Origin of the sequence: Thalassolituus sp. UBA675, assembly GCF_002297765.1 — a bacterium.
In the GTDB taxonomy this organism is placed as follows: Bacteria; Pseudomonadota; Gammaproteobacteria; order Pseudomonadales; family Oceanobacteraceae; genus Thalassolituus.
Genome location: NZ_DBNJ01000003.1, coordinates 99,779 through 121,460 on the forward strand (window position 1 = coordinate 99,779; position 21,682 = coordinate 121,460).

Genomic DNA, 21,682 nt, shown 5'->3' on the forward strand with positions numbered 1-21,682 from the left:
TCAAGCACGTAGTGCATTAATCGCCGAAGCCACCTGCTTCGGCCTCGAATAAACAACGCCATGATCTGCACGCGGAACTTCGTGCAACACCCACGTCGGAGATTCAGCCGCCAGTCTTTTATGACGCATACGCATTGATTCAGGAGACAGGCCTCCGATGAGGCTCATACCTGGGACTGGTGAAATCCAGTTAGCATAATGATCTGAATACCGAGTCAACGCCTGACTAACCGCCCTGACACCATAGCCGAGCCCAGCCAGGTTTTCTGACAAACGTCGCACAACCAGGTCATCGCCAGCTTTATCACGAAACGGGGATACAGCATCCAGAAAACCAAGCACAGCATCCGCCTTACCTGACATCAGCAATTCAGCCTGGTCGCCATATTCTTCAGCTCGATGTATCAAAAGCTCTGGATTACTCGCCAACAAGGCCGCAGGCTCAATCAAACCTAATCGCTGCACCTTAAACGGCGCATCACTCAGCTCCGCAAGATGCATTGCCAGCAGCCCTCCAAAGGAATACCCGACAAGGTCAAACTGACCCCAACCCTGATACCTAAGGAATTCAGCGATAGCAGCCAGGTATTCATCAAAGCCCGCAGACTCTGCATTAACCCAAACAGAATCCCCCATTCCCGGAAGATCGGGAATCAGCACTTCATCCCATTCTGTCAGGTAATTAACAACCAGACGCCACGTCAGATCTCCGGCCAGGCCAGCACCATGCAGCAAGACCAGACGACGCGAATCACCCACAGCTGTACTCATGCTTTCTTCGAAGTTGACGAGCGTAGATGCAATATCACCGTGATTGAGGGTTTTACTGAAACGGTGCGTAGCCATCAGCCCAACGAATCTCCAGCGACATATCTTCCGCGGGTTTCATATCAAGATAAAGAATGAAACTCTCAACACCCTTGTCTTCGACAAGCACCCTGGCCTCCTGATATCCAACGCTATGCCAGCTTTCGGGAATACTATCGAGCGGCAAACGTCGCGAGTAGTACAGAGGCTTGAGGTCTGAGTTTAGCGAGATCAGGCTAGCCTCGACCGGAGCGCCACGCAGCCTGAGCACAAGAAATCGACGACCCGAAGTTGCCTTGGGAGGCTTTCCAATGTGAAAGTACCAGGCTGTGTGATTTCCCTGCGAAGTTGGGAACGAGCGATATCTGACAGGGTCAAACAGCTGCACCGACTTAAATTGCTTAGGGGCTTCAACAAACTGGTCAGTAAACGCTTCGCAGCACGCTCCCTGCGTCATTTGCTGTTCGACCCTGAATGGTGGAGCAAGAATAGGATCCCACCCAATAATGACCTCGTCATCGCCCACAATGGTCTCAGCAGCGGCTTCTTGTTCAGCTTCAGCGTCGTATGTTTCCGTACGAACACGCCCATCTGGCTCTACGATCACGTAAAAGGCAGGATTATCCTCATCGTACTGGCGAAGCTTTTCCTGAACCTCCTCCTCTGTCTGGTAGTCATTATCGTCACCAGGAGGTTGCTCCACTGGCTCTTCCTCACCGGGCTTCAGCGGGACATTATGAATTCGCCCCTGCGCATCAACCCAAGTGTAATAACTGCCGTCAGCCATGGCGACTGACGACAGCAGGAAGAGAAATATTAACCTCAGAACTTGGTCCTGAAGCTGATACCCGCGTGCCCAATGGTCAACTTGGTGTCGACATCGAGCCCTGGGTAAGGGTTGGTAACAACGCATGTAAGACAGTTACGGTTAAGAGAGTTACTTGAATTCGGATACTCATTATTAGAACTCGCGTCCTGCGGATCCGCCTTGATATGCTCAACTGATTTCATAAAACTCATCGACAGGTCGATGGTAGTATCCAGGTCCCACTGGTAGCCAAGGCCGACAGCGTACATACGCATAAAGCCAATCGGCGCCTGCAGGCTACGCGAATCCTTAGGAATTGAGCTACGACGGGGTTCAAAACCAGCACGCAGCTGTATACGTGAGTTAAGATCCATCGCCATACCAATATTGTATGTCCAGACACTACGGAAGTTCAGAGGCATTTCCAGAGTGGTATCAGTTACCAAATCCGGCGACAGGATTTTAGCCGTAGAAAGGAAGCTCACCTGACGGTCAAACTGGATGTCTAAGCTGTCCCATTCATCGAAGTCGGTCCAGCCAGCATCCAGATTGAAGTGAAATATATCAAAATACTTGAACTTCACACCCGCCTGAAAATGCTGAGGATAGGTCAGCTCTGACGTCACATAACCAGACTCATAAGTCTGCCCTTGCGGGAAAGAGAAAATCGCGCCAGTCACAGCACCAATAATCGATGAGTTAAAGGTACGGAAAAAGTCCGCAAAGTCGTCCGTATACTCAAGCTCGTAATCACCGGTCAGCTTGGTATTCGCCTCACTTTGATATGACATACCAAACTTAAACCAACCATTAGGTTCCCAAAGCATACCAAGGTTAAACGATGGAGACAGCGACTCAGTCATAGTGATATCAAGCGTGCCAATATCATCGTAGGGACCAACGTCACCACCACACAGCGTAATAAAAGGCGCCAGCGGATCATTCCGTTTGGGGTTGCCATTTTCATCGGGTTCGAGACAGCCAAAAGCATTTTGCAGCTCCTCGAGCACACCGACCAACACGTTTGGTGCACGAAGTTCCTGCTCTAAAGACACAGCCTGGTGTGAAAACAGGAGACCTGCGCCAACAGAGAATTCATCATTTACCTGATAACCAAATGATGGCGACAAATAAGTAAGCCGCTGAATTGCAACTTCTTTCGCCTGATAACGCCCCGGATCATCATCTCCCTTCGAGAAGCCTGCAGCCATTGGCGCATAGACAGCATTTGCAAAGGTAAATTTTGAGCCCGGCGGCTTAATAGAGAACCCCGCCGTTGGCAGAGCAATGATAGGCAATGGAATACCCTGACGGCCTATTCCAGGAAAATACGCAGCGACGTGCGCTCTACTTTTGCCTTCGTTCAACACAGGATCTTTGGAAGGGTCGAGCAAACCCGCCTCCCCAGGGTCAAAATCATCAGGCAAACTGAATTCAGCTTCAGAGTTCAGAATAATGTTATTGAACTGCAACTGAAACTGACGCCCATCAAGCTTAGTCAGACCAGCAGGGTTAAAGTGAATATCCATGATTCCGGTAGGGTCTGCTGTTACTGCGTTCCCCAAGGACATGGCTTTGTTGTCGATAAATAAGTTCTGCAGGAGTTCAGCATTTGCCACTCCTGGAACCAGCATCGCTAACAGCGCTAACTTCCGCATATTAAACCGCCACAAACTGTTATTTATTATCGTTTTATCAGTCATGACTGATTAGTTGCCCTCTGAAGGTTTTGCACCCTCAATATCAATAGGCAATGACAGTCCCAGCAGGATATCAGGAGAAAGCTCCGTCATACCAAAGCCGACGTTTACGTTTGCGATCGTTTTTGGGGATACGCGCACACCTAAGGCGAAGTTCATAATGCCGGTCATTTGGCCGGTCGTTTCAGAACGAGTCTCCTGACCAGTTGAAGGGCGATACAGAACAAATTCGCTTCCCATAGAGTAAGACCCCTGGAAAGATGCACTCAGAGAAACATCGTATGAAAGCGAGTAAGCAAAACCCATAGAGGCTGAGATATTGCCCTTATTATTCACTTCTTGCAGCAGCTGATCACCACGCACCTGGTTCAGATCAGTAGCGGGAAGGTCATAACCCGCTGAGAGTGAGCCGAACAAGACAACCGGATCAAGAACTTTAGAAGTACTCAAACCGCCACTCAAGCCAAATGTACCCGACCCTGTGGAAAGCGCTTCATTTTCATCAATTTCGTAAGGCGACTGACCGGTCGGTACACGAAGAGAACCGAAATACGTTCTGGATGCTTTACCCGGAATATACTCAGCTGGCTGCCAGCGAACAGTACCGCTGATATCACCCACGCCGTAACCGGAAAGCTCGTCCTGCGTTTCAAACTTGGAAACCAACGGCAGGCGAACACCGAGTGTCAGGTTGTTAAACAGGCCGTAATCAAACGCAAAGCTATTCGTAAATGAATGGCTTGCAACTGGACTTACATCAACACTACGAACGCGAGAGTCCTCAACATTGAGGTCTATGCGCTGGTCACCATAATAGCTGTAGTCGAAGTTATAGTTGAGAGACATCCCGCCTTTTTTCAGCAAGGAATAGTTCTTTTCCGCCGCCTCAAACACTTCCTCAAGTGCTTTCTCAGTATCAGCATCACTGTCCTGTTTTGAAAGAGCCTCGCGAGCCTTGTCCATTTCTTCAGCGGTATCTGCGTAAGCGCCATTCACAGCAGCCAGCAACAAAGTCAGCGATAAAATTCCGGAGCGTTTCATGATTCTGCTTACCTTTTATTATTTTCTTCTGTAACGGAGAGACTTATTAATACCTTGGCCATCTTCGACAAGGCCATCGGTGACCAGGATATTGAAGTTATCCGGATCGCCGCCGTCTTCAGCAGTTTTGATTTCAGTTTCAAATACGAATGAGCCGTCATCCCCCACAACAGCATCGCCATTCTCATCTACTTTTAAGCGATATTCGTATTCGGCGTTATTAAATGAAGCATAAATCGCATTCTGCAGCTGGTGCTCAGATTTGACATGCAACATTGGAAACTCTTTAAAGGCATTCTCAGCAATAATATGATCTGAAACAAAGCGCATATCCTCTTCATGCAGCTCTAAGCCGCTCGCGGGCTTATGGCCATTCGGGAACACTATAAAGAGAACGTTGTTATCCCAGACTTCGAGAAAACGATGAAGAGTAAAAGAGATGTTGCCCAATGCAGGGTCGGCAACGTAAACCCGGCCATCGTACACCGTGCGGATAACAACAAAATGTTTAAATCCCGCATACTGAATCGGTGCGATAGCTGGGTGATCTAAAGTTTCAAGGTCGGATGCTTCCGCCTTGAACCCCCCTGATGGATGACCGAGCGCCGTAACTAAGCGCTTCATGTCTAACATTGAGAAACCCCGACGCTCTACGATTCGTTCAGTCTCACCGAATCGCAGCAAACCTTCCATCACCTGACGTTCCTGGAAGTTCCTACCCAAGTAAAAGTCGAGAAGTGTCGTCAGGGCAGCAGAGCCACAGGAATAGTCATACACCTGACGCACGACATTTTTGAATTTTTTCGCAGCGAGAGGTTCGACATTAACTACCATATCTTCCTGATAGTCTTCACCGACGGCCACACGAACAACGGTGTCCCCCTGCTCTCGCTCATTCACAATGGCAAGCTCATGTGCCATGGCGAACCCGATAACAGATCCTAAGAGAATAATCAGCACGATTCTAAGGCCTCGGCCTCCCCCTTTATATTTTTATTATAATTTGTATCGTTATCCTATGTTACAGAAACAATTTAGCCCAACCAAGTATAATTCACTGATAAATCAGGTTTTTTCGCTCTTTTTCATTAAATACAGACATAAAAAAAGCCCGCCGGAGCGGGCTTTCTTTCTAGACGCTAAGCGAACTTAGCGACCAGAGATGGTTACAGCCGCACCGTTCAGAGCGATATCAGAGATAGCAACTGAACCGATAGAAGATCCACCCAGAGCCAAGTCACCAATCTCGATAGTACCAGCCAGGTCAAGACCTGTGATAGAGATACCGTCGCCATTGAAGGTCAGAGTAGAGTCAGTGCTAATACCAGTACCAACACCGCCAGTACCGTATACACGCAGATCAGTAATGCCAATCGCGTCGTTCAACAGCGTCATGCTACCTGAGGTAACTTCAACAGAACCACCAACTGAAGTAATGGTAGTATCCGTACCAGACTGTGCAATTGTAGTAACGCCACCCTGAACATCCATAGTAACGTCAACGTTACGCGCCAGGTTAGCAGCAGAAAGGCCAGCATCAGTGCGAGTTTCAACGTTACCGATACGTACACGCAGGCCTGACAGATCAGTCGCAGAGCTATCCATGATGATAGAACCAGTTTCATCAATGTCGATTGCGTTGAAGATAGTAATATCAGAACCATCTGCAGAACCAACGATGATATTGCTAATTGCCAAAGAACCGCCACCAACAGTTACGCCGTCGACAGTATCGGTATACAGAACTTCACCGATAGAAATGGCATCGACATCAGACAGAGTAATATCCAGATCGATACCAGCCTGACCAGTAGCAGCAGCCATTGCCATTTCGTCCATTGCTACCAGCTCAGCGTTAGCAGCGAAAGATACAGCGGCGATAGATGCAGCCAGAGAAGCTTTCTTGAGGAATTTCATTTGTGCACACTCCTGATTGTTTTTATGTAGTACAGCGGGTCTTTCAGCTTACCCGTTGACCATCCTACTTGTTTCACCTTGTGGTGTCACCCGCCTGAATGGTCGATTTTCAATTTGCTTACTGTCTTAAAAACTACCAGCAAGCTTTCGAATTAAGCCCCGCTACACGAGACTTGCGACCAATCTATTATGTTGATTTGCAGATGTCTACCCTTTTTTCACACAAAGTTACGGAGTAATGGTTACGAAATAGCCCTGGATGTATAATACAGGTAAAGAACTCGAGAAAAATCTATATTTTTCAAATAGTTACACACCCACAAACCCAACTGAATGGCCTGTAATGTTCACCCACAAAATAGAGCTACCCGGCGCTAACATACTGAAAAACCTGTCGCAACTGGACAACTTCAGTTTGTTAACCATTCCACACAGGCAACGCCATTACTTAAATTTGACAGAAGCAGATCACTTTAAAGCGAAGTATGTCCTCGCAATCGATATTGCAGATACCATCAGTGGGTTTCCACAAGCAAAAGCAAGTAAAGACTGCAGCACCAACGGCTTTGTCGCAGGCTGGATCGGTTTACTGAACTATCCGAACAGCCAGGGCGAAATCATATTCCGACGCTACAACTCTTCACTTCTGATCGATCCTGACAGTGATTACTGCGTCATCCAGGCCTACGAGCCAATCTCAGCCAATACAGCGTCAAACTACCTAAAGGCCTTGAACTTCCACTCAACAGCAGCTGTACCTGCCCGCAAACAAAGAAAATGGGCGCCTTGCGAGACAAAATCGAAGTATGTGGAGAACTTTGCAAAAGTCCGTGATTACCTATTGAGCGGTGACTGCTACCAGATCAACCTTGCCACGGCCTTCTACTGCAAAGACGACCTGAGAGACGGCGACCCCTCCGAGTTACTGGAATCTTTTGACGCACCTCACGGCTGCATATTCAAAGACAGTGACCGCACGATAATCAGCGTATCTCCAGAGAGACTCCTGAAAGTCACCCCCTCGCCTAACGACAATACCAATACTCATGAATTGCTACTTGAGACACGCCCAATCAAGGGCACCGCTCCCAGGCACCCAGACCCTGCAGAAGACAATCGCCTCGCCTTTTCACTAAAAGAGAGTCCAAAAAATCAGGCCGAGAACCTGATGATCGTAGATTTGCTGCGAAACGACCTGAGCATACACGCAGAACCCGGAAGCGTATCGGTCCCGGAGCTATTCACGCTCGAGTCGCACTCCAATGTGCACCATCTTGTTTCCACCATCACAGCCACACTAAGAGCGAACACCCCCGCTGCAGAAGCGATCAAAGCGACCTTTCCGGGAGGATCGATAACAGGGGCACCGAAGAAACGCGCTATGGAAATCATCAATGAGCTGGAACCCGCAGAACGCGGAGCCTACTGTGGCTCTATGGGCTACATCGACGACAGCGGACAGTGCGACTTCAACATACTGATACGCACGATCGAAGCCAAAGAAGATGGAGCAACATGCTGGGGTGGCGGAGGACTCGTCATCGACAGCGATGCCGACGACGAATATCAGGAGATTCTGAACAAGGTGACGAAGATACTCGACACCCCGCTTTAGTGCCTGATCAGAGGGTCAACTCGCGATTGCTCGCCTTAATGAATTCCTTTTTCAGGTCTTCATAGGTATGAACGGCCGGAAATTGTGGAAATTCCTCGATTACGTTCTGCGGAGCGTGAAAGAGAATACCCGCATCAGCCTCTGCCAGCATAGTGGTGTCGTTGTAGGAGTCGCCTGCGGCAATCGTACGATAATAGATCGTTTGCAGGGCACGGATAGACTGGCGCTTAGGATCAGCCTGGCGAAGTTTATAGTCAACCACACGCCCCTCTTCGTCCGCCACAAGGCGATGACAGAACAAAGTCGGAAAACCCAATTGACGCATCAGCGGCTGAGAAAACTCATAGAAAGTGTCAGACAGAATGATGACCTGAAAACGCTCACGCAGCCAATCAACAAACTCACGCGCTCCGTCAAGTGGCTTAAGAGTTGCGATCACTTCCTGAATATCCTGCAGTTTAAAACCGTGCTGATCGAGTAGCGCCAGACGTTGTTTCATCAGAACGTCGTAATCAGGAATATCACGAGTAGTTGCTTTCAACTCTTCAATGCCCGTTTTGTTTGCAAATTCAATCCAGATCTCAGGTACCAGTACACCTTCAAGGTCAAGACATGCGATTTCCATGGAGTCCCCATCAATTCATTCAGGTAATAAAGGCCGCTACTCTACCACTCATCCGGGCAAACACAACGAATTAGCAAGCAGATGAATAAGAGTATTCTTTTTTAGTATTATTTGACCTAAGAACCCCCATGATAATATTCACCGAAAATACAACGACCGGATACACCGATGAGAGACGACCAGATTGCAGAACTGAACACTCAGTTTGAAGACAAACGCCCAAAGGACATCATTCGTCACGCCATTGAAAACCACGACGCCATCGCCGTTTCATTCAGCGGCGCGGAAGATGTCATCCTGGTCGACATGGCAGTAAAAATTAACCCAGAGGTAGACATTTTCACACTGGACACCGGGCGACTACACCCAGAGACGTACCAATTTATCGAGAAAGTACGTAAACACTACGGCATCAACATTGATGTCCGCACTCCAGAGCAAGCTGCACTGCAGGCATTCGTTAAAGAGAAAGGCCTGTTCAGCTTTTACGAAGATGGGCACCAGGAGTGCTGTGGCGTTCGCAAAATCGCCCCACTACGCAACAAGCTGACTGAACTGGACGCATGGATAACGGGTCAACGTCGCGACCAGAGCCCAGGGACACGATCAGACGTATCGATTATAGAACTGGATAGCGCCTTCAAAGGACGGGGCGAAACACTAACCAAGTATAACCCGCTCGCTCACTGGACTTCGGCTCAGGTCTGGGAATACATAAAAATGTTCGACGTTCCATACAACGAGCTTCACCAGAAAGGCTTCGTCAGCATCGGCTGCGAACCCTGCACCAGAGCCACACTGCCAAACCAACACGAGCGTGAAGGTCGCTGGTGGTGGGAGGAAGCAACCCACAAAGAGTGCGGACTCCACGCAGGCAACATCATCTCAAAGGGCTGAAACAAGCGCCTTCTATCGAGCCCCCCTGCTGCGGTCAGTGCACAGGGAGCTCGATCCCATCAAATAAATCTGAAACATCCTGCCTTCCCGGGCTCTGCGCAGCAACCTCAACCAGATCCCGAGTAAGATGAGGCGCAAAGGTAGCAATAAAATCAAACATATAGCTACGCAGAAACGTACCCTTGCGAAAGCCGATACTGGTAACACTTGAAGCAAACAAGTGAGACGCATCGATTGCTACAAGATCAGAATCAGTAGTTGGATCGATCGCCATGCTCGCCACAATCCCAATCCCCACACCCAGCCTCACGTAGGTTTTGATAACGTCAGAATCGGCCGCTGTAAAGGCCACCTTGGGCGTCAGCCCCTGCCCCTGAAATGCTTCATCAAGCTTAGATCGGCCAGTAAAGCCAAACACATAAGTAACCAGAGGGTACGCAGCCACTTGCTCCAGTGTCGGTCGCGGAGTGGCCGCAAGCGGATGCCCTTTGGGGACCAGAATGCTGCGATTCCACCGATAGCACGGCATCATAATCAGGTCACCAAAGTGCTCCATCGCCTCAGTAGCAATAGCAAAATCGGTCGTGCCATCCGCCGCCATTTCGGCTATCTGCATCGGTGTGCCCTGATGCATATGAAGAGACACATCCGGATAGCGCCTCATGAACGACTCAATCACCCCCGGGAGTGCATATCGGGCCTGAGTATGCGTTGTTGCCACAGACAGACTGCCGCGCTTTTCATCACTGAACTCCTGAGCGACCTGCTTAATACTCTCAGTTTTACGCAGAATATCTCCGGCGATCTTCAGAATGGCCTCACCAGCCGGCGTAATGCGCGTCAGATGCTTACCGCTGCGTGCAAAGATCTCAACACCAAGCTCATCTTCCAACAGCCGAATCTGTTTACTGATCCCGGGCTGAGAGGTGTATAACGCTTGCGCGGTGGCGGACACATTCAGATCGTGGTGCGCGACCTCCCATATGTATCTGAGTTGCTGCAACTTCATATATCCCACCCCTTACGACAAAACGCTATTCGAGTTATAAAAATATAAACAAATATTCCTTTCCAGAATAGATGACAACCTCTACATTGTCGCATTCTGTACTATACGCACCCAGATTAGACGACTCAGATGGATTTTCTGCTTTATATCGGTGCCGGCGCTGCCGTCGGCTTTATTGTAGGCATGACCGGCATTGGTGGCGGCGCATTGATGACGCCACTTCTGCTCAGCTTTGGCTTCCCAGCGCATACCGCTGTCGGAACCGATCTGCTCTACGCGGCATTAACGAAGGCCGGCGGAGCGTATAGCCATCACAGACAAAAGCACGTCAATTGGGGGTTGGTCAAACTTCTTGCTGCTGGCTCAATACCCGCCGCACTAATTACCGGCGCCCTTCTTCACGTGTTCTTCAATGACGCTGAAGACTACGGCCACCTGCTGAAAAACGCCCTCGGCATCATGCTGGTCATGACTGCCGTCGTTATCTTCATGAGAACACGCATTCAAGCCTTTGCGGCGGCCCGCAACGCCCGCAACCTGAGTCGATTCAGACCAGCCGCAACTATCGTCATGGGCATCCTGCTCGGCATATTCGTTACACTCTCGTCTGTCGGCGCTGGCGCTATTGGTACAGCCATCCTCATGATTCTCTACCCTGCACTCCGGGGCACTCACATCGTCGGCACCGATATCGCTCACGCCGTTCCACTGACACTCGCTGCTGGCCTTATCCACCTGGGCCTTGGCAATGTCGACTTCCAACTACTCGGCGCACTGCTCCTGGGTTCCATTCCAGCCATCCACTTCGGAAGCATGATCAGCCGCAAGGTTCCTGACGCAATACTGCGCCCTGCTCTTGCAAGCATTCTGTTTTTCATGGGTGCACGGTACATGTTCCAGTAACAATACTTGCGCCCCAACCAAACAAAGCGCCTGCTCTGTCAGCTGAGTCAGGCGCAACGAACCACCGCCCGCCAACACGCTGTCAAATCCTGACTAAACTCTTACTCCAGTGCATATACATAAAGGAGTGCGAGCATGTCTGACCAACAACTTATGACCATCGAAGAAGTCGCAAAGTACCTCGAAATCAAAACTGTGACAGTTAAGCGCTATGCTCGCGAGGGACTCCTCGACTCATCAGGAGGCAGCGAGCCAATGCTTTTCGAAAGAAATAAAGTAGAACGATTCAAGGACATTCAAAGCCGTCTTCGCTAAAAATTAACTTTACTTAACCCCAGCCAGGCTATTAAGCTTAAGCACGAATAAGCTAACTTAATATCTAATTATGAAAACAACTGATGTTGTCGCCTGGTTCGGAACCAAAAAAGCTATTGCAGAAGCCTGTTCCGAAGACGGCTGGAAGCTGACCGCTGCGGCGGTCTCCCAATGGGGAGAAGAGCCGCCAGCAGGTCGTCAGAAGCAAATTGCTGCCCTGACCAAAGGGCAACTGACCGCAGGCTCAGCCCCCTCCCAACCTGAGACAACACCAGCCCAACCGTCTGAAGGCCAACAGGAAATGACTGACAATCGCATTGAAGATCTCAATATTGAGTCCATCGCGACTCTGGTAACCCCAACTCAGCTCAAAGAAGAGATGCCTATCTCTGAGCAAGCTGTCGAAAGCGTCTGTAAAGGCCGCCAGGCCATTCGCGACATCCTGGATCGTAAAGATCACCGCATTTTTGTTGTGGTCGGCCCCTGCTCCATCCACGACGTAGATGCAGCTAAAGACTACGCTCAGCGCTTGCGGGATCTGGCAGAAGAAGTCAGCGATACCCTCTACCTTGTAATGCGCGTTTACTTTGAAAAGCCTCGCACTACCGTTGGATGGAAAGGGCTGATTAACGACCCGTACATGAACGACACTTTCAAAATCCAGGACGGTCTGCATACCGCGCGTCGCCTTCTGATTGATCTTGCAGAGCTCGGCTTGCCACTATCCACTGAAGCGCTGGACCCGATCTCACCACAGTACCTTCAGGATCTGATCGCATGGTCAGCTATTGGCGCACGCACTACAGAATCCCAGACACACCGAGAGATGGCTTCAGGCCTTTCATCGGCCGTTGGCTTCAAGAACGGAACCGATGGCAGCCTGACAGTTGCTACTAACGCACTGATGTCAGTAGCCAACCCGCACCGCTTCCTTGGTATCGACCAGAGCGGCCAGGTTTCAATCGTTTCAACCAAGGGCAACCCTTACGCACACGTTGTGCTGCGCGGCGGCGGCGGTAAGCCAAACTACGATTCAGTGAACGTCCAGATTGCAGAAGACGCACTGTCTAAAGCGGATCTTGCACAGAACATCATGATCGACTGCAGCCATGAAAACAGCAGCAAGAATCCGGCACTGCAGCCATTAGTCATGGACAACGTCAGCAACCAGATCCTTGAAGGCAACAAATCCATTATCGGCCTGATGGTTGAATCAAACATCAAACACGGGCGTCAGAATATTCCAGCCAACCTGGATGATCTGGAGTACGGCTTATCGGTAACAGACGGCTGCATCAGCTGGGAAGAAACTGAAGATGCAATCCGCAAAATGCGTGAGAAGCTGAAAGATGTTCTCCCTGGGCGCACAGCCGGCTAAAAACAAAAAAGGCCTCTCACGAGGCCTTTTTTATTATCTGTCGTAATCTATAGTCATTCATCGAAGATGCCAAACTCATCTTCAAACTCATCCTGCACCTGCCCATCATTGACCAGATACTCACGGCTCTGAAGATACGCACTACGGATAAAGAGATAACGGTCGCCGGTAATAAACTGCTCAGATTCAATCAGATCTGAACGAAGGTCGAGCGCTTTTAAGCCCAACATCGCAGCATCTTCACCGAGATTGTCGCCAAAATAGGTATACGACAGGCCGGTGTAATAGTCGCCGACATGTCCTACAGAATGACGCAAGGTACGTGGCCCAAAGAACGGCAATACCAGATAAGGCCCATTGCCGACCCCCCAGTAACCGAGAGTCTGCCCGAAGTCTTCACGATGCTTTGGCAGACCGATGTGCGTCGCCACATCGAAAAAGCCGAAAAACCCAACCGTACTGTTCACCAGAAATCGACCCACGGCCGTAGCTGCCCTAGAGAATTTAAGCTGCGCGACATCATTCACACTGGTAAGAGGGTCAAGCGCGTTCTGGTACATATTCGTAATGCCGGTATCTACCACCACAGGGGTCACCGCGTTGTACCCCCTTGCTACAGGCACAAAGAATTTTCGGTCCAGGTAATCATTGAAGGCGAAAATTTTGCGATTGGTTTCTTCAAAAGGATCGTATTCCTCTTCAGCTTGAGCAGGCAACGCCGCGAGGCCAATGGTAACCGTTCCAATCAGCGCAACAAGGGAATGAAAATACATAAGATGACGTCCTGTTTTTGTTGCGCTCATAATGTCAGAAACCGACCAGAACGTCAGCTTTTACTGTCTCACGAGCGGATAACACCTTGCCGGTGCCAGTCACCCAGAACCTGCAGCGCCCCCTGAAGAGCAACATCTCCATCCAGCCCAGCCTGAGACATTACCGATTCAACGGCCTGTCGTGCAGTCAGCATCGGTTCAGCCCGTGCAGTTTCGAGAATCATAAGTGACAAAGGAGTGCAGCTGATAAACCGTACTTTATCAGCCAGGTCACGATAAACGACAAACCCCGACATCTGTTCCGAGACCTCAGGTTCAAACCCTGACACCTGATGAACCGGGTACTGATAACACGCAGCAATCGATGCAGGATTAATTAAAATTGGCGAGCCCGGATCAAAGAGAGCATCAGGCTCACCTCTGAACCCTTCAACATCCATCACATCAACGGCCAGCTCCAGCCACTCATAGTGAGCTAGCTCTGCCAGATATGGAAACTCACCAAGAATACTTTGCTGTGTCACCAACCATGCCAGAAATTCCTCACTTATTTCGAGAAAAAGCGGAGAGTTTGACTGGTGATCACGAAAAAATGCCCGCGAATATTCCTTCCATCGCTCATCGCCGACAGCCTCTTTACAGACAGGGAAGGTACCATCGAGAAAGCCACAGACACTGTTAAAAAAGAGCTCCCGATAAATTTTGAGGCCCGGCTGTTCACCGAAGCTTTCATCACCATCAGTGCGAATGTCCTTGGCAAACGCCCTTTGCATCTTCGCCAGATCAGACATGCAGTAGCGCCTCCTGGAGAGTCTTAATCTGCGAGACCTCTGCAAACATTTCGTCGAGGTCAGGAAAATTAAAATCCCGTTCCAGAAGCGTTGGTCTCATCCCGTGTGCATCATAAGCCGCTGATAGCAGTGCCCAGACGGGCTCAATAACATCTGCACCATGGGTGTCTACCAACAAATTCGAGGAAGGATCAGCATCACTGGCGTCCGATGTATCCTGATAGTGGCCAGCGACATGGTAATACCGGATTTTATCGCTCGGCATACTGCGAATGTACTCTTCAGCGTTGTACCCGTGATTTGTTGAATTAACGTAGACGTTATTCACATCAAGGAGTAACTCGCAGTCGGCAGCTTCAAGCACCGCTTTGACGAATTCTGGCTCTGCCATTTCGCGTCCGGGCTCAACATAAGCCGAAACATTTTCTATCACCAGGCGCTCACCAAGAATGTCCTGCACTCTCATGATTCGCTCACTGACGTACTTGACAGCTTCTTCGGTAAACGGAAGCGGCATAAGGTCGTACAGATGGCCATCGTCTGAGCAGTAACTCAGGTGCTCGCTATAGACCGCCACCTTATGCTCTTTCAGAAAGTCTTTTACGTCACGGACGAACGCTTCGTCCAACGGAGCAGGGCTACCAATAGACAACGACAGTCCATGGCAAGCAAATGGATAGCGTTCAGTAAAATAGCGGAATTGGCGGCCCAGACGACCACCAACCCGTAACCAGTTCTCGGGCGCGACCTCAAAAAAATCGACGGGGACTTCAACGCCGTTTTCTATGCGGGACTGCAATTCTGAGATAAACCCTCGGCGCAGACCTAATCCTGCGCCCGTGATCTGGTGGCGATTCATATCAGCGCTCAGCTCTCTTTTTTACCGCCGCACTTACCTTCACCGCACTTGCCTTCTTTTTCAGACTTAGCACCGCACTTACCTTCGCCACACTTGCCTTCTTTTTCAGACTTGGCACCGCACTTACCTTCGCCACACTTGCCTTCTTTCTCAGACTTAGCACCACACTTACCTTCGCCACACTTGCCTTCTTCATCGGCCTTGGCGCCACACTTACCCTCGCCACATTTGCCTTCATGGTGCGCAGCCACTTTGTAACCCTGATTCAGTTCTGCAGAAGCAAACGGGTTTTCAGCAGCATTAACGCCTGCAGCTGAAACAGCGGTAACAAACGCCGTTCCGAGAACAGCAGACATCAGCTTGTTGGTATCTTTGGTAGAGTTTTTCATAGCAGTTTCCTTTTCAGTGTTAGGGGCAAAAGGTGCCCGTATGTATCCTGTACGTTCCAAAGCACAGGTTGGATTCAGTATGTCAGACGATTTTACTGTTACACACCGCATTTTTTGAGCCAACAGTCAGTTATTACGCTCAGAGACCCGCCTGAACGATCTCATGCCAACGTTTGTTAAGGCGCTTAAGCGATACCGGCTCTTGTGTACCCAGCGGTTGCGCGAATAACGACACTCGCCACTCCTCAAGCAGCCACCGGAACTCCTCAAGGGCTTCCTGATTTGCACCGCCACGATCTACCGCTTCTTTCCAAGGCACATAGACCGACTCGAACTCAACCATGGACTGACGATCACGCGCAAGGTTCCCTTGCAGCTTATCAATCCGATACTCCATAGCCCGCAGATAGCGGGTGAAACACTTCAACCTTGGCCATGGCACTTCGACAAGAAACCCCGGAGCCAACAGGCGTTCCAGATGGGCTTTGGTATCACTGAACGCCATGGCCTTATCCATTGTTACGGCGCCCCTGAGGCTCTTAAGCACACCATGCCGAATCTTCAACCACTGAACAAACTGGGTAAGCAGCTCTTCCAGATGTTGATGTAGTCGGCTACGTCGCTGAATTCTTACATCAAATTCTTCAGGCGTCCGCGGCAGAGCCTCATCAAGAGGTAGCATGATATGGGTATACACCGCATCAACAAGCTCGCGAGTAATCTCTCCTTCGGACCCCATACCTTTAGCCAACAGCCAGTGTGGTTTCATTTGCGTCTGGATAGATTGGCGGAGGTCGCGATCCATTCCTGCAAGCTGCTGGCGAATCAGGGCCAACACCCCTTCACGATGCGAAACCTCGGCCTGAGATTCACTATTCTCTGTTGTCAGGACTACCGTGTCGCCGTCGCTCTTAAGGCATGGGTAAGACCTCACTGGCAAGCCGGCCACTTCGGCCTCGGTTGACTCCGGCAATGCGCCGAAATCCCAGTCATTAACCGTATGTCCGGCAAACCGGTCATCAAGAAGGACGTATTCAGAAGTCTCTCCGCTAACATCAACACTCTCAATAAGCGCGGCCAGGTCTCTGCTTTCGGTGATAACATCATCGCCGTTGAGAACCCTGAAGTTCATTTTCAAGTGAGACTCCAGCGCATCACTCATCAGCTCTTCTGGCGTTACACGCTCGGGCCTTAAGGTCTGATTCAGAAATTCCGCCAGCTGGATATAGAGTCCACCCTTGGAAGCTGTAGCCTGATTCAGAAAGCGGGTTGCCGTATCTGGCACAGGTACAAACTGCTTCCGCACTGGCTTTGGCAACGCTTTAATAATGGCTACAACTTTTTGGTGAATAAATCCCGGAACCAGCCATTCTGTCAGCCTTTCATTAACCTGAGGCAGCATCTGAGCAGGAACGGTTAAGGTCACCCCATCGTCGGAACTTCCAGGAGCAAAGGTGTATGACAACGGAAAATTTATGCCATTAATTTCCAGCTCGGCGGGGTAATCTTCACTGGATATTCCGCGAGCAGCATCCGACAGAAGAAATTCACGAGTAAGATACAATTGCCTTTTATCGGCGCCTGACGCACGTTTAAACCAACTTTCCAATGCTCTGCGGGAAAAAACACCCTCAGGAAAATATCTCTCGTAAAAATCAATCAGCGCATGATCATCAATCACAAGATCACGCCGGCGCGATTTTTCTTCGTACTCAGTGACCTCTGCAATCAGTTCAATGTTTTTGCGATAAAATTCAACATCAGATTTAAGCTGCTGCGCGACGAGCGCTTCTGTAATAAGAATCTGTCGACTTTCTTCAGGGTGAGTTTTCGAATAATCGACACGTTTTTTCGGGTTTACAACCAGGCCGTACAGCGAAGACTGTTCAGTCGCTACAACCTGACCTCGCTGCTGTTGCCAATGTGGTTCGAAGTACTGATATTTAAGTAATTCCCGACCACATTCTTCGATCCACTCGGGCTCCACCCTGGCAACCATGCGCGCAAACAGCTTACTGGTTTCAACCAGCTCGGCAGCGACAAGCCATTTGGGCGGTTTCTTATAACCGGCACTCCCCGGCGCCATCACGAAACGTCGGTTACGAGCGCCTATATATTCCTTCTGCTCTGCCCTGAAACCGATATGACTTAACATCCCTGAGAGAATGGCTTTGTGCAACGCGTCATAAGAAGCAGGCTCGGAATTTGTCGATATATCCATATCACGCAGCATCAGATGCAGCTGGCGATGAATATCCCGCCATTCCCGCATCCGCATATATGACAAATAATTCTTCTTACACCACTTGCGAAGTTGATTCTGACTCAATTCCTGGCGCTGTGTCTCGAAGCCATTCCAGAGATTAATCAGCGTTGCAAAGTCGGAATCATCATCCGCCCATTGCCTGTGTTTTTCAGCAGCCGCCTGTTGTTTTTCCTGCGGTCTTTCTCTTGGATCAGCAACGGTCAGGGCTGCGGCGACGATCATCATTTCAGTCGCACAATTTCTCTGCCCTGCGGCAATCAACATGCGCCCGATACGTGGATCGACCGGTAACCGGGCCATGGTCCTGCCCGTGCTGGTAATTTTTCTTGCGTTATCGACGGCACCGAGTTCGGACAGCAATGTATATCCGTCTTTTACAAAACGATCGTCAGGTGCATCAACAAATGGGAATTTCCGGATGTCACCCAAGCGAAGATTCAACATCTGCAATATCACGGCTGCAAGATTAGTTCGACGAATTTCCGGATCGGTAAATTCTGAGCGCGAAAAAAAATCCTGCTCGTCATAAAGCCGGATGCAGGTTCCGGGCTCTATACGGCCGCAACGCCCTGCCCTTTGATTTGCACTCGCCTGAGAAATCGCTTCAACCGGCAGACGCTGCACTTTGGTGCGGTAGCTGTAACGACTGATTCTCGCGACACCGGAGTCGATAACATAGCGAATGCCGGGGACCGTCAGAGAAGTTTCAGCCACATTGGTACTGAGCACGACGCGCCGCCCGCCATGAGGGCGAAATATTCTCTGTTGATCAGCAGAACTCAACCGTGCATACAGCGGTAGAATATCCGTCGCGGGCAATTGCTGACGTCTGAGGAATTCAGCACACTCCCTGATTTCCCGCTCTCCGGGCAGAAACACCAGGGTGTCACCCGGACTACCCTTAGCCTTGTCGATTGAGCGCAATTCTTCGAGCGCCTCAGCTATCCCTTCGAATAAAGAGCGATCTTCCTCGTCATCGTCATTCCGAACCAGTGGACGATAGAGAACATCAACAGGATGTGTCCGGCCCGACACCTGAATCACCGGAGCGTCATCAAAGTGCTGAGAGAAGCGCTCAACGTCAATGGTTGCAGAAGTAATGATGACCTTAAGGTCTGGACGTTTGGGCAGTAACTGTTTGAGGTAACCCATCAAAAAATCGATATTCAGGCTACGTTCGTGTGCTTCATCGATAATGATGCAGTCGTATTCATTCAGGAAGCGGTCGTGCTGCGTCTGAGCCAGTAGAATACCGTCCGTCATGACCTTAATACGGGTGTCATCGCTTGACTGGTCTGTAAACCTCACCTGATAGCCCACTGTCTCACCGAGCGGGCTGTTTAATTCATCAGCAATCCGCTGTGACACCGAACGCGCAGCAAGGCGTCGCGGCTGTGTATGGCCAATCCGTCCATACACACCCAACCCCGCTTCAATACACATTTTCGGTAACTGAGTCGTCTTACCCGAACCTGTTTCACCGGCAATGACGACCACCTGATTTTCAGAAATCAGAGACAGAATCTCTGACCTCTTCTCACAAACAGGCAGGTTCTCAGGGTAATTAAGTGCAGGATTAGTACTTCGGGCTGCAACCGCTTGCTGACTTTTTTCTATTCTGGAGACCAGCTTAGCCAACTGCGTTTGCTGTTTATCAAGGGGTTCTTTTTCAATGCGACGAAGTGCGTTACGGACCGGGTGCCGATCGCGAATAAGACAATGCATCAGGGATTTTTCGAGTTCAGAGAACATCTTGGTTACTTCGGTAGACATGTATCCCGCCAGTCAGAAACAAAAACGCCCCGGAAACCGGGGCGCTCAGTGTAACACGTCGCAAAGCCTTATTTGTGCTTGGCCAGCTCCTCGTCACGAAGCTCACGACGCAGGATCTTACCAACATTCGTCTTCGGCAGCTCGTCACGGAACTCAACGATCTTAGGCACTTTGTACGCGGTGAGATTCTCTCGACAGAAGGCAATAACATCTTTCTCCGTGAGCGATGGGTTGCTCCGGACAATAAACACTTTCACGGCCTCAGAGCTTTTAGGGTCTGGTATACCAATAGCAGCTGCTTCAACAATGTCTTTATGGGAAACAATAACGTCCTCCACTTCGTTGGGATAGACATTAAAGCCAGAGACGATGATCATATCTTTCTTACGGTCAACGATTTTGAGGTAGCCATCGTCGTTGATAACGGCCATGTCACCCGTCTTCAACCACCCGTCTTTGGTCATTGTTTCTTCAGTCGCTTCAGGACGCTGCCAGTAGCCCTTCATGACCTGAGGTCCTTTCACACACAGTTCACCAGCTTCTCCGAGGGGCAACTCATTACCTTCTTCGTCGATCACCATGCAGGCTGTATTCGCAACAGGCATACCAATGGTGCCCTGCTTGATGCGTGTGGTCGGGTTAAAGGATACGACTGGCGAGGTTTCGGTCATGCCGTAACCTTCAGCCACTTCACACCCTGTCACCGCTTTCCATTCATCAAAGGCAGCTTTGGTCAGCGCCATACCACCTGACACAGTCAGCTTGAGTTTACTGAAGTCCAGAGCACGGAAATCTTCCTGAGCGCAAAGCGCCACAAACAGAGTGTTAAGCCCCACAAATCCAGTGAAGTCTGTTTTCTGCAGCGTCTTAATAAAGCCCGGGATATCGCGAGGATTCGGGATCAGGATGCTGTGATTGCCAGTCTGGAGAAGCACCATGCAGTGCATGGTAAACGCGTAGATATGATAAAGAGGCAAAGGACAGATTACCGTCTCCTCACCCTCGTTCATAACCTGTTTGAATACACCATATGCCTGGGCCATATTAGCCATCAGGTTGCCATGGGTAAGCATTGCGCCTTTTGCGACGCCTGTAGTGCCCCCCGTATATTGCAGTACTGCGATATCATCAGAAGTTGCGGGGGCGCTGGTGTAAGGCTTGCCCTTACCTTTGCTGAGCGCTTTACGCAACGGAATGGCGCCTGGGATATTTGCTGCAGGCACCTCCTTCTTCACGTACTTAAGCACTGTGTTAATCAGAGTTCTTTTCAGTGGGCAATGCATATCGCCAACATTAGTCACAATAACATGCTTAATGCCTGTTTTAGGCAGAACACGTTCAACTTTATCGCCAAAGTTCGCTAGAACGACCAAAGCTTTCGCGCCAGAGTCGTTAAACTGGTGTTCCATTTCACGCTCTGTATACAGCGGATTGGTATTCACCACGGTAATCCCTGCACGCATGGCACCAAAAACGACGACCGGGTATTGCAGTACATTCGGCAGCTGAACCGCAATACGATCACCTGCCTGAAGGGACGTTTCATTCTGAAGGAAAGAGGCGAACGCAGCACTTTTTTCATCCAGCTGGGCATACGTCATAGTCTGCCCGAGACATGTAAACGCTGGCAGTTCAGCGTACTTTTTAACGAAACCATCAAAGATTTCGGTAATGCACGAAAACTCATTAACGTTGACTGTCTTTGGATACCCCTCGGGGTAACGCTCCTGGAAAAACTGTTCGTTCATCTCTATCTCCATTCACTGAAATTATCTGCGGCGTAAACCGACATCGTTGCATTCGAGTTTAGCGGCAT

Annotated in this window: 19 protein-coding genes and 1 pseudogene; 5 read left to right on the forward strand and 15 right to left on the reverse strand. The window is 49.9% G+C overall.

The window, feature by feature from the left end; genetic code table 11:
• The 7 genes and pseudogenes from B3007_RS01270 to B3007_RS01295 all read right to left on the reverse strand — a co-directional run bounded on the left by B3007_RS01270 (position 1) and on the right by B3007_RS01295 (position 6,273).
• Positions 1-846 carry an alpha/beta fold hydrolase gene (locus B3007_RS01270; RefSeq protein ID WP_068439637.1) on the reverse strand — a complete coding sequence of 282 codons (846 nt, stop codon included), beginning with the start codon at positions 844-846 and terminating at the stop codon, positions 1-3.
• Positions 824-1,510: a hypothetical protein gene (locus tag B3007_RS01275; RefSeq protein ID WP_301378979.1), complete on the reverse strand. Its 687-nt coding sequence runs from the start codon at positions 1,508-1,510 to the stop codon at positions 824-826. The genes B3007_RS01270 and B3007_RS01275 overlap by 23 nt, the downstream gene beginning before the upstream one ends.
• Before the next feature lie 42 nt (positions 1,511-1,552).
• A pseudogene (locus B3007_RS15605) lies at positions 1,553-1,633 on the reverse strand (DUF4124 domain-containing protein); the annotation flags it as partial.
• Positions 1,630-3,273 (reverse strand): OmpP1/FadL family transporter, encoded by a 1,644-nt coding sequence (locus B3007_RS01280; RefSeq protein ID WP_301378978.1) that lies wholly within the window; start codon positions 3,271-3,273, stop codon positions 1,630-1,632. The gene B3007_RS01280 and the pseudogene B3007_RS15605, both read right to left, overlap by 4 nt.
• Before the next feature lie 51 nt (positions 3,274-3,324).
• The gene (locus B3007_RS01285) at positions 3,325-4,356 is read right to left on the reverse strand and encodes a flagellar protein FilC (RefSeq protein WP_068439641.1); all 1,032 of its coding nucleotides are present in this window, start codon (positions 4,354-4,356) and stop codon (positions 3,325-3,327) included.
• Between the two features lie 18 nt (positions 4,357-4,374).
• On the reverse strand, positions 4,375-5,277 hold the full coding sequence (locus tag B3007_RS01290) for a C39 family peptidase (protein ID WP_068439665.1): 903 nt from the start codon (positions 5,275-5,277) through the stop codon (positions 4,375-4,377).
• A 228-nt stretch (positions 5,278-5,505) separates the two neighbouring features.
• Positions 5,506-6,273 (reverse strand): DUF6160 family protein, encoded by a 768-nt coding sequence (locus B3007_RS01295; RefSeq protein ID WP_301378977.1) that lies wholly within the window; start codon positions 6,271-6,273, stop codon positions 5,506-5,508.
• Between the two features lie 343 nt (positions 6,274-6,616).
• Between B3007_RS01295 and B3007_RS01300 the strand changes: the two genes are divergently transcribed.
• Positions 6,617-7,888, forward strand: a complete 1,272-nt coding sequence (locus tag B3007_RS01300) for an anthranilate synthase component I family protein (protein ID WP_068439643.1) — start codon at positions 6,617-6,619, stop codon at positions 7,886-7,888.
• A gap of 7 nt (positions 7,889-7,895) precedes the next feature.
• Here the strand turns inward: B3007_RS01300 and thrH are convergent, their stop codons facing one another.
• A complete protein-coding gene (gene thrH / locus B3007_RS01305; RefSeq protein WP_068435655.1) occupies positions 7,896-8,513 on the reverse strand; it encodes a bifunctional phosphoserine phosphatase/homoserine phosphotransferase ThrH in 618 nt (205 codons plus the stop codon).
• Positions 8,514-8,681: 168 nt separating this feature from the next.
• On the opposite strand from thrH, the gene B3007_RS01310 reads away from it, so the two are divergent.
• Entirely contained in the window at positions 8,682-9,410 is a 729-nt protein-coding gene (locus tag B3007_RS01310; protein ID WP_068439645.1) for a phosphoadenylyl-sulfate reductase, read from the forward strand.
• Between the two features lie 34 nt (positions 9,411-9,444).
• Here the strand turns inward: B3007_RS01310 and cysB are convergent, their stop codons facing one another.
• Entirely contained in the window at positions 9,445-10,419 is a 975-nt protein-coding gene (cysB, locus tag B3007_RS01315; RefSeq protein WP_068439647.1) for an HTH-type transcriptional regulator CysB, read from the reverse strand.
• 129 nt (positions 10,420-10,548) lie between these two features.
• On the opposite strand from cysB, the gene B3007_RS01320 reads away from it, so the two are divergent.
• The 3 genes from B3007_RS01320 to B3007_RS01330 all read left to right on the forward strand — a co-directional run bounded on the left by B3007_RS01320 (position 10,549) and on the right by B3007_RS01330 (position 13,015).
• Entirely contained in the window at positions 10,549-11,322 is a 774-nt protein-coding gene (locus B3007_RS01320) for a sulfite exporter TauE/SafE family protein (RefSeq protein WP_068439649.1), read from the forward strand.
• Positions 11,323-11,457: 135 nt separating this feature from the next.
• A complete protein-coding gene (locus B3007_RS01325; protein WP_068439651.1) occupies positions 11,458-11,637 on the forward strand; it encodes a helix-turn-helix domain-containing protein in 180 nt (59 codons plus the stop codon).
• Between the two features lie 70 nt (positions 11,638-11,707).
• Positions 11,708-13,015, forward strand: coding sequence for a 3-deoxy-7-phosphoheptulonate synthase (locus B3007_RS01330; RefSeq protein ID WP_297533957.1), 1,308 nt, complete (start codon positions 11,708-11,710; stop codon positions 13,013-13,015).
• A gap of 53 nt (positions 13,016-13,068) precedes the next feature.
• Here the strand turns inward: B3007_RS01330 and B3007_RS01335 are convergent, their stop codons facing one another.
• The 6 genes from B3007_RS01335 to B3007_RS01360 form a co-directional block, all read right to left on the reverse strand.
• Entirely contained in the window at positions 13,069-13,788 is a 720-nt protein-coding gene (locus B3007_RS01335) for an MlaA family lipoprotein (RefSeq protein ID WP_301378976.1), read from the reverse strand.
• Between the two features lie 68 nt (positions 13,789-13,856).
• Positions 13,857-14,579 carry a DNA-binding domain-containing protein gene (locus tag B3007_RS01340; RefSeq protein WP_301378975.1) on the reverse strand — a complete coding sequence of 241 codons (723 nt, stop codon included), beginning with the start codon at positions 14,577-14,579 and terminating at the stop codon, positions 13,857-13,859.
• Complete coding sequence (locus tag B3007_RS01345) at positions 14,572-15,438, reverse strand: DUF692 domain-containing protein (RefSeq protein WP_068436270.1); 867 nt, start codon at positions 15,436-15,438, stop codon at positions 14,572-14,574. Before B3007_RS01345 ends, B3007_RS01340 begins: the two co-directional genes overlap by 8 nt.
• An 8-nt stretch (positions 15,439-15,446) precedes the next feature.
• Positions 15,447-15,827: a hypothetical protein gene (locus tag B3007_RS01350; protein WP_301378972.1), complete on the reverse strand. Its 381-nt coding sequence runs from the start codon at positions 15,825-15,827 to the stop codon at positions 15,447-15,449.
• A 139-nt stretch (positions 15,828-15,966) separates the two neighbouring features.
• Positions 15,967-19,866 carry an ATP-dependent RNA helicase HrpA gene (hrpA, locus tag B3007_RS01355; RefSeq protein WP_301378971.1) on the reverse strand — a complete coding sequence of 1,300 codons (3,900 nt, stop codon included), beginning with the start codon at positions 19,864-19,866 and terminating at the stop codon, positions 15,967-15,969.
• A 68-nt stretch (positions 19,867-19,934) separates the two neighbouring features.
• Positions 19,935-21,614: an AMP-binding protein gene (locus B3007_RS01360; protein WP_301378969.1), complete on the reverse strand. Its 1,680-nt coding sequence runs from the start codon at positions 21,612-21,614 to the stop codon at positions 19,935-19,937.
• Between the last annotated feature and the right edge of the window lie 68 nt (positions 21,615-21,682).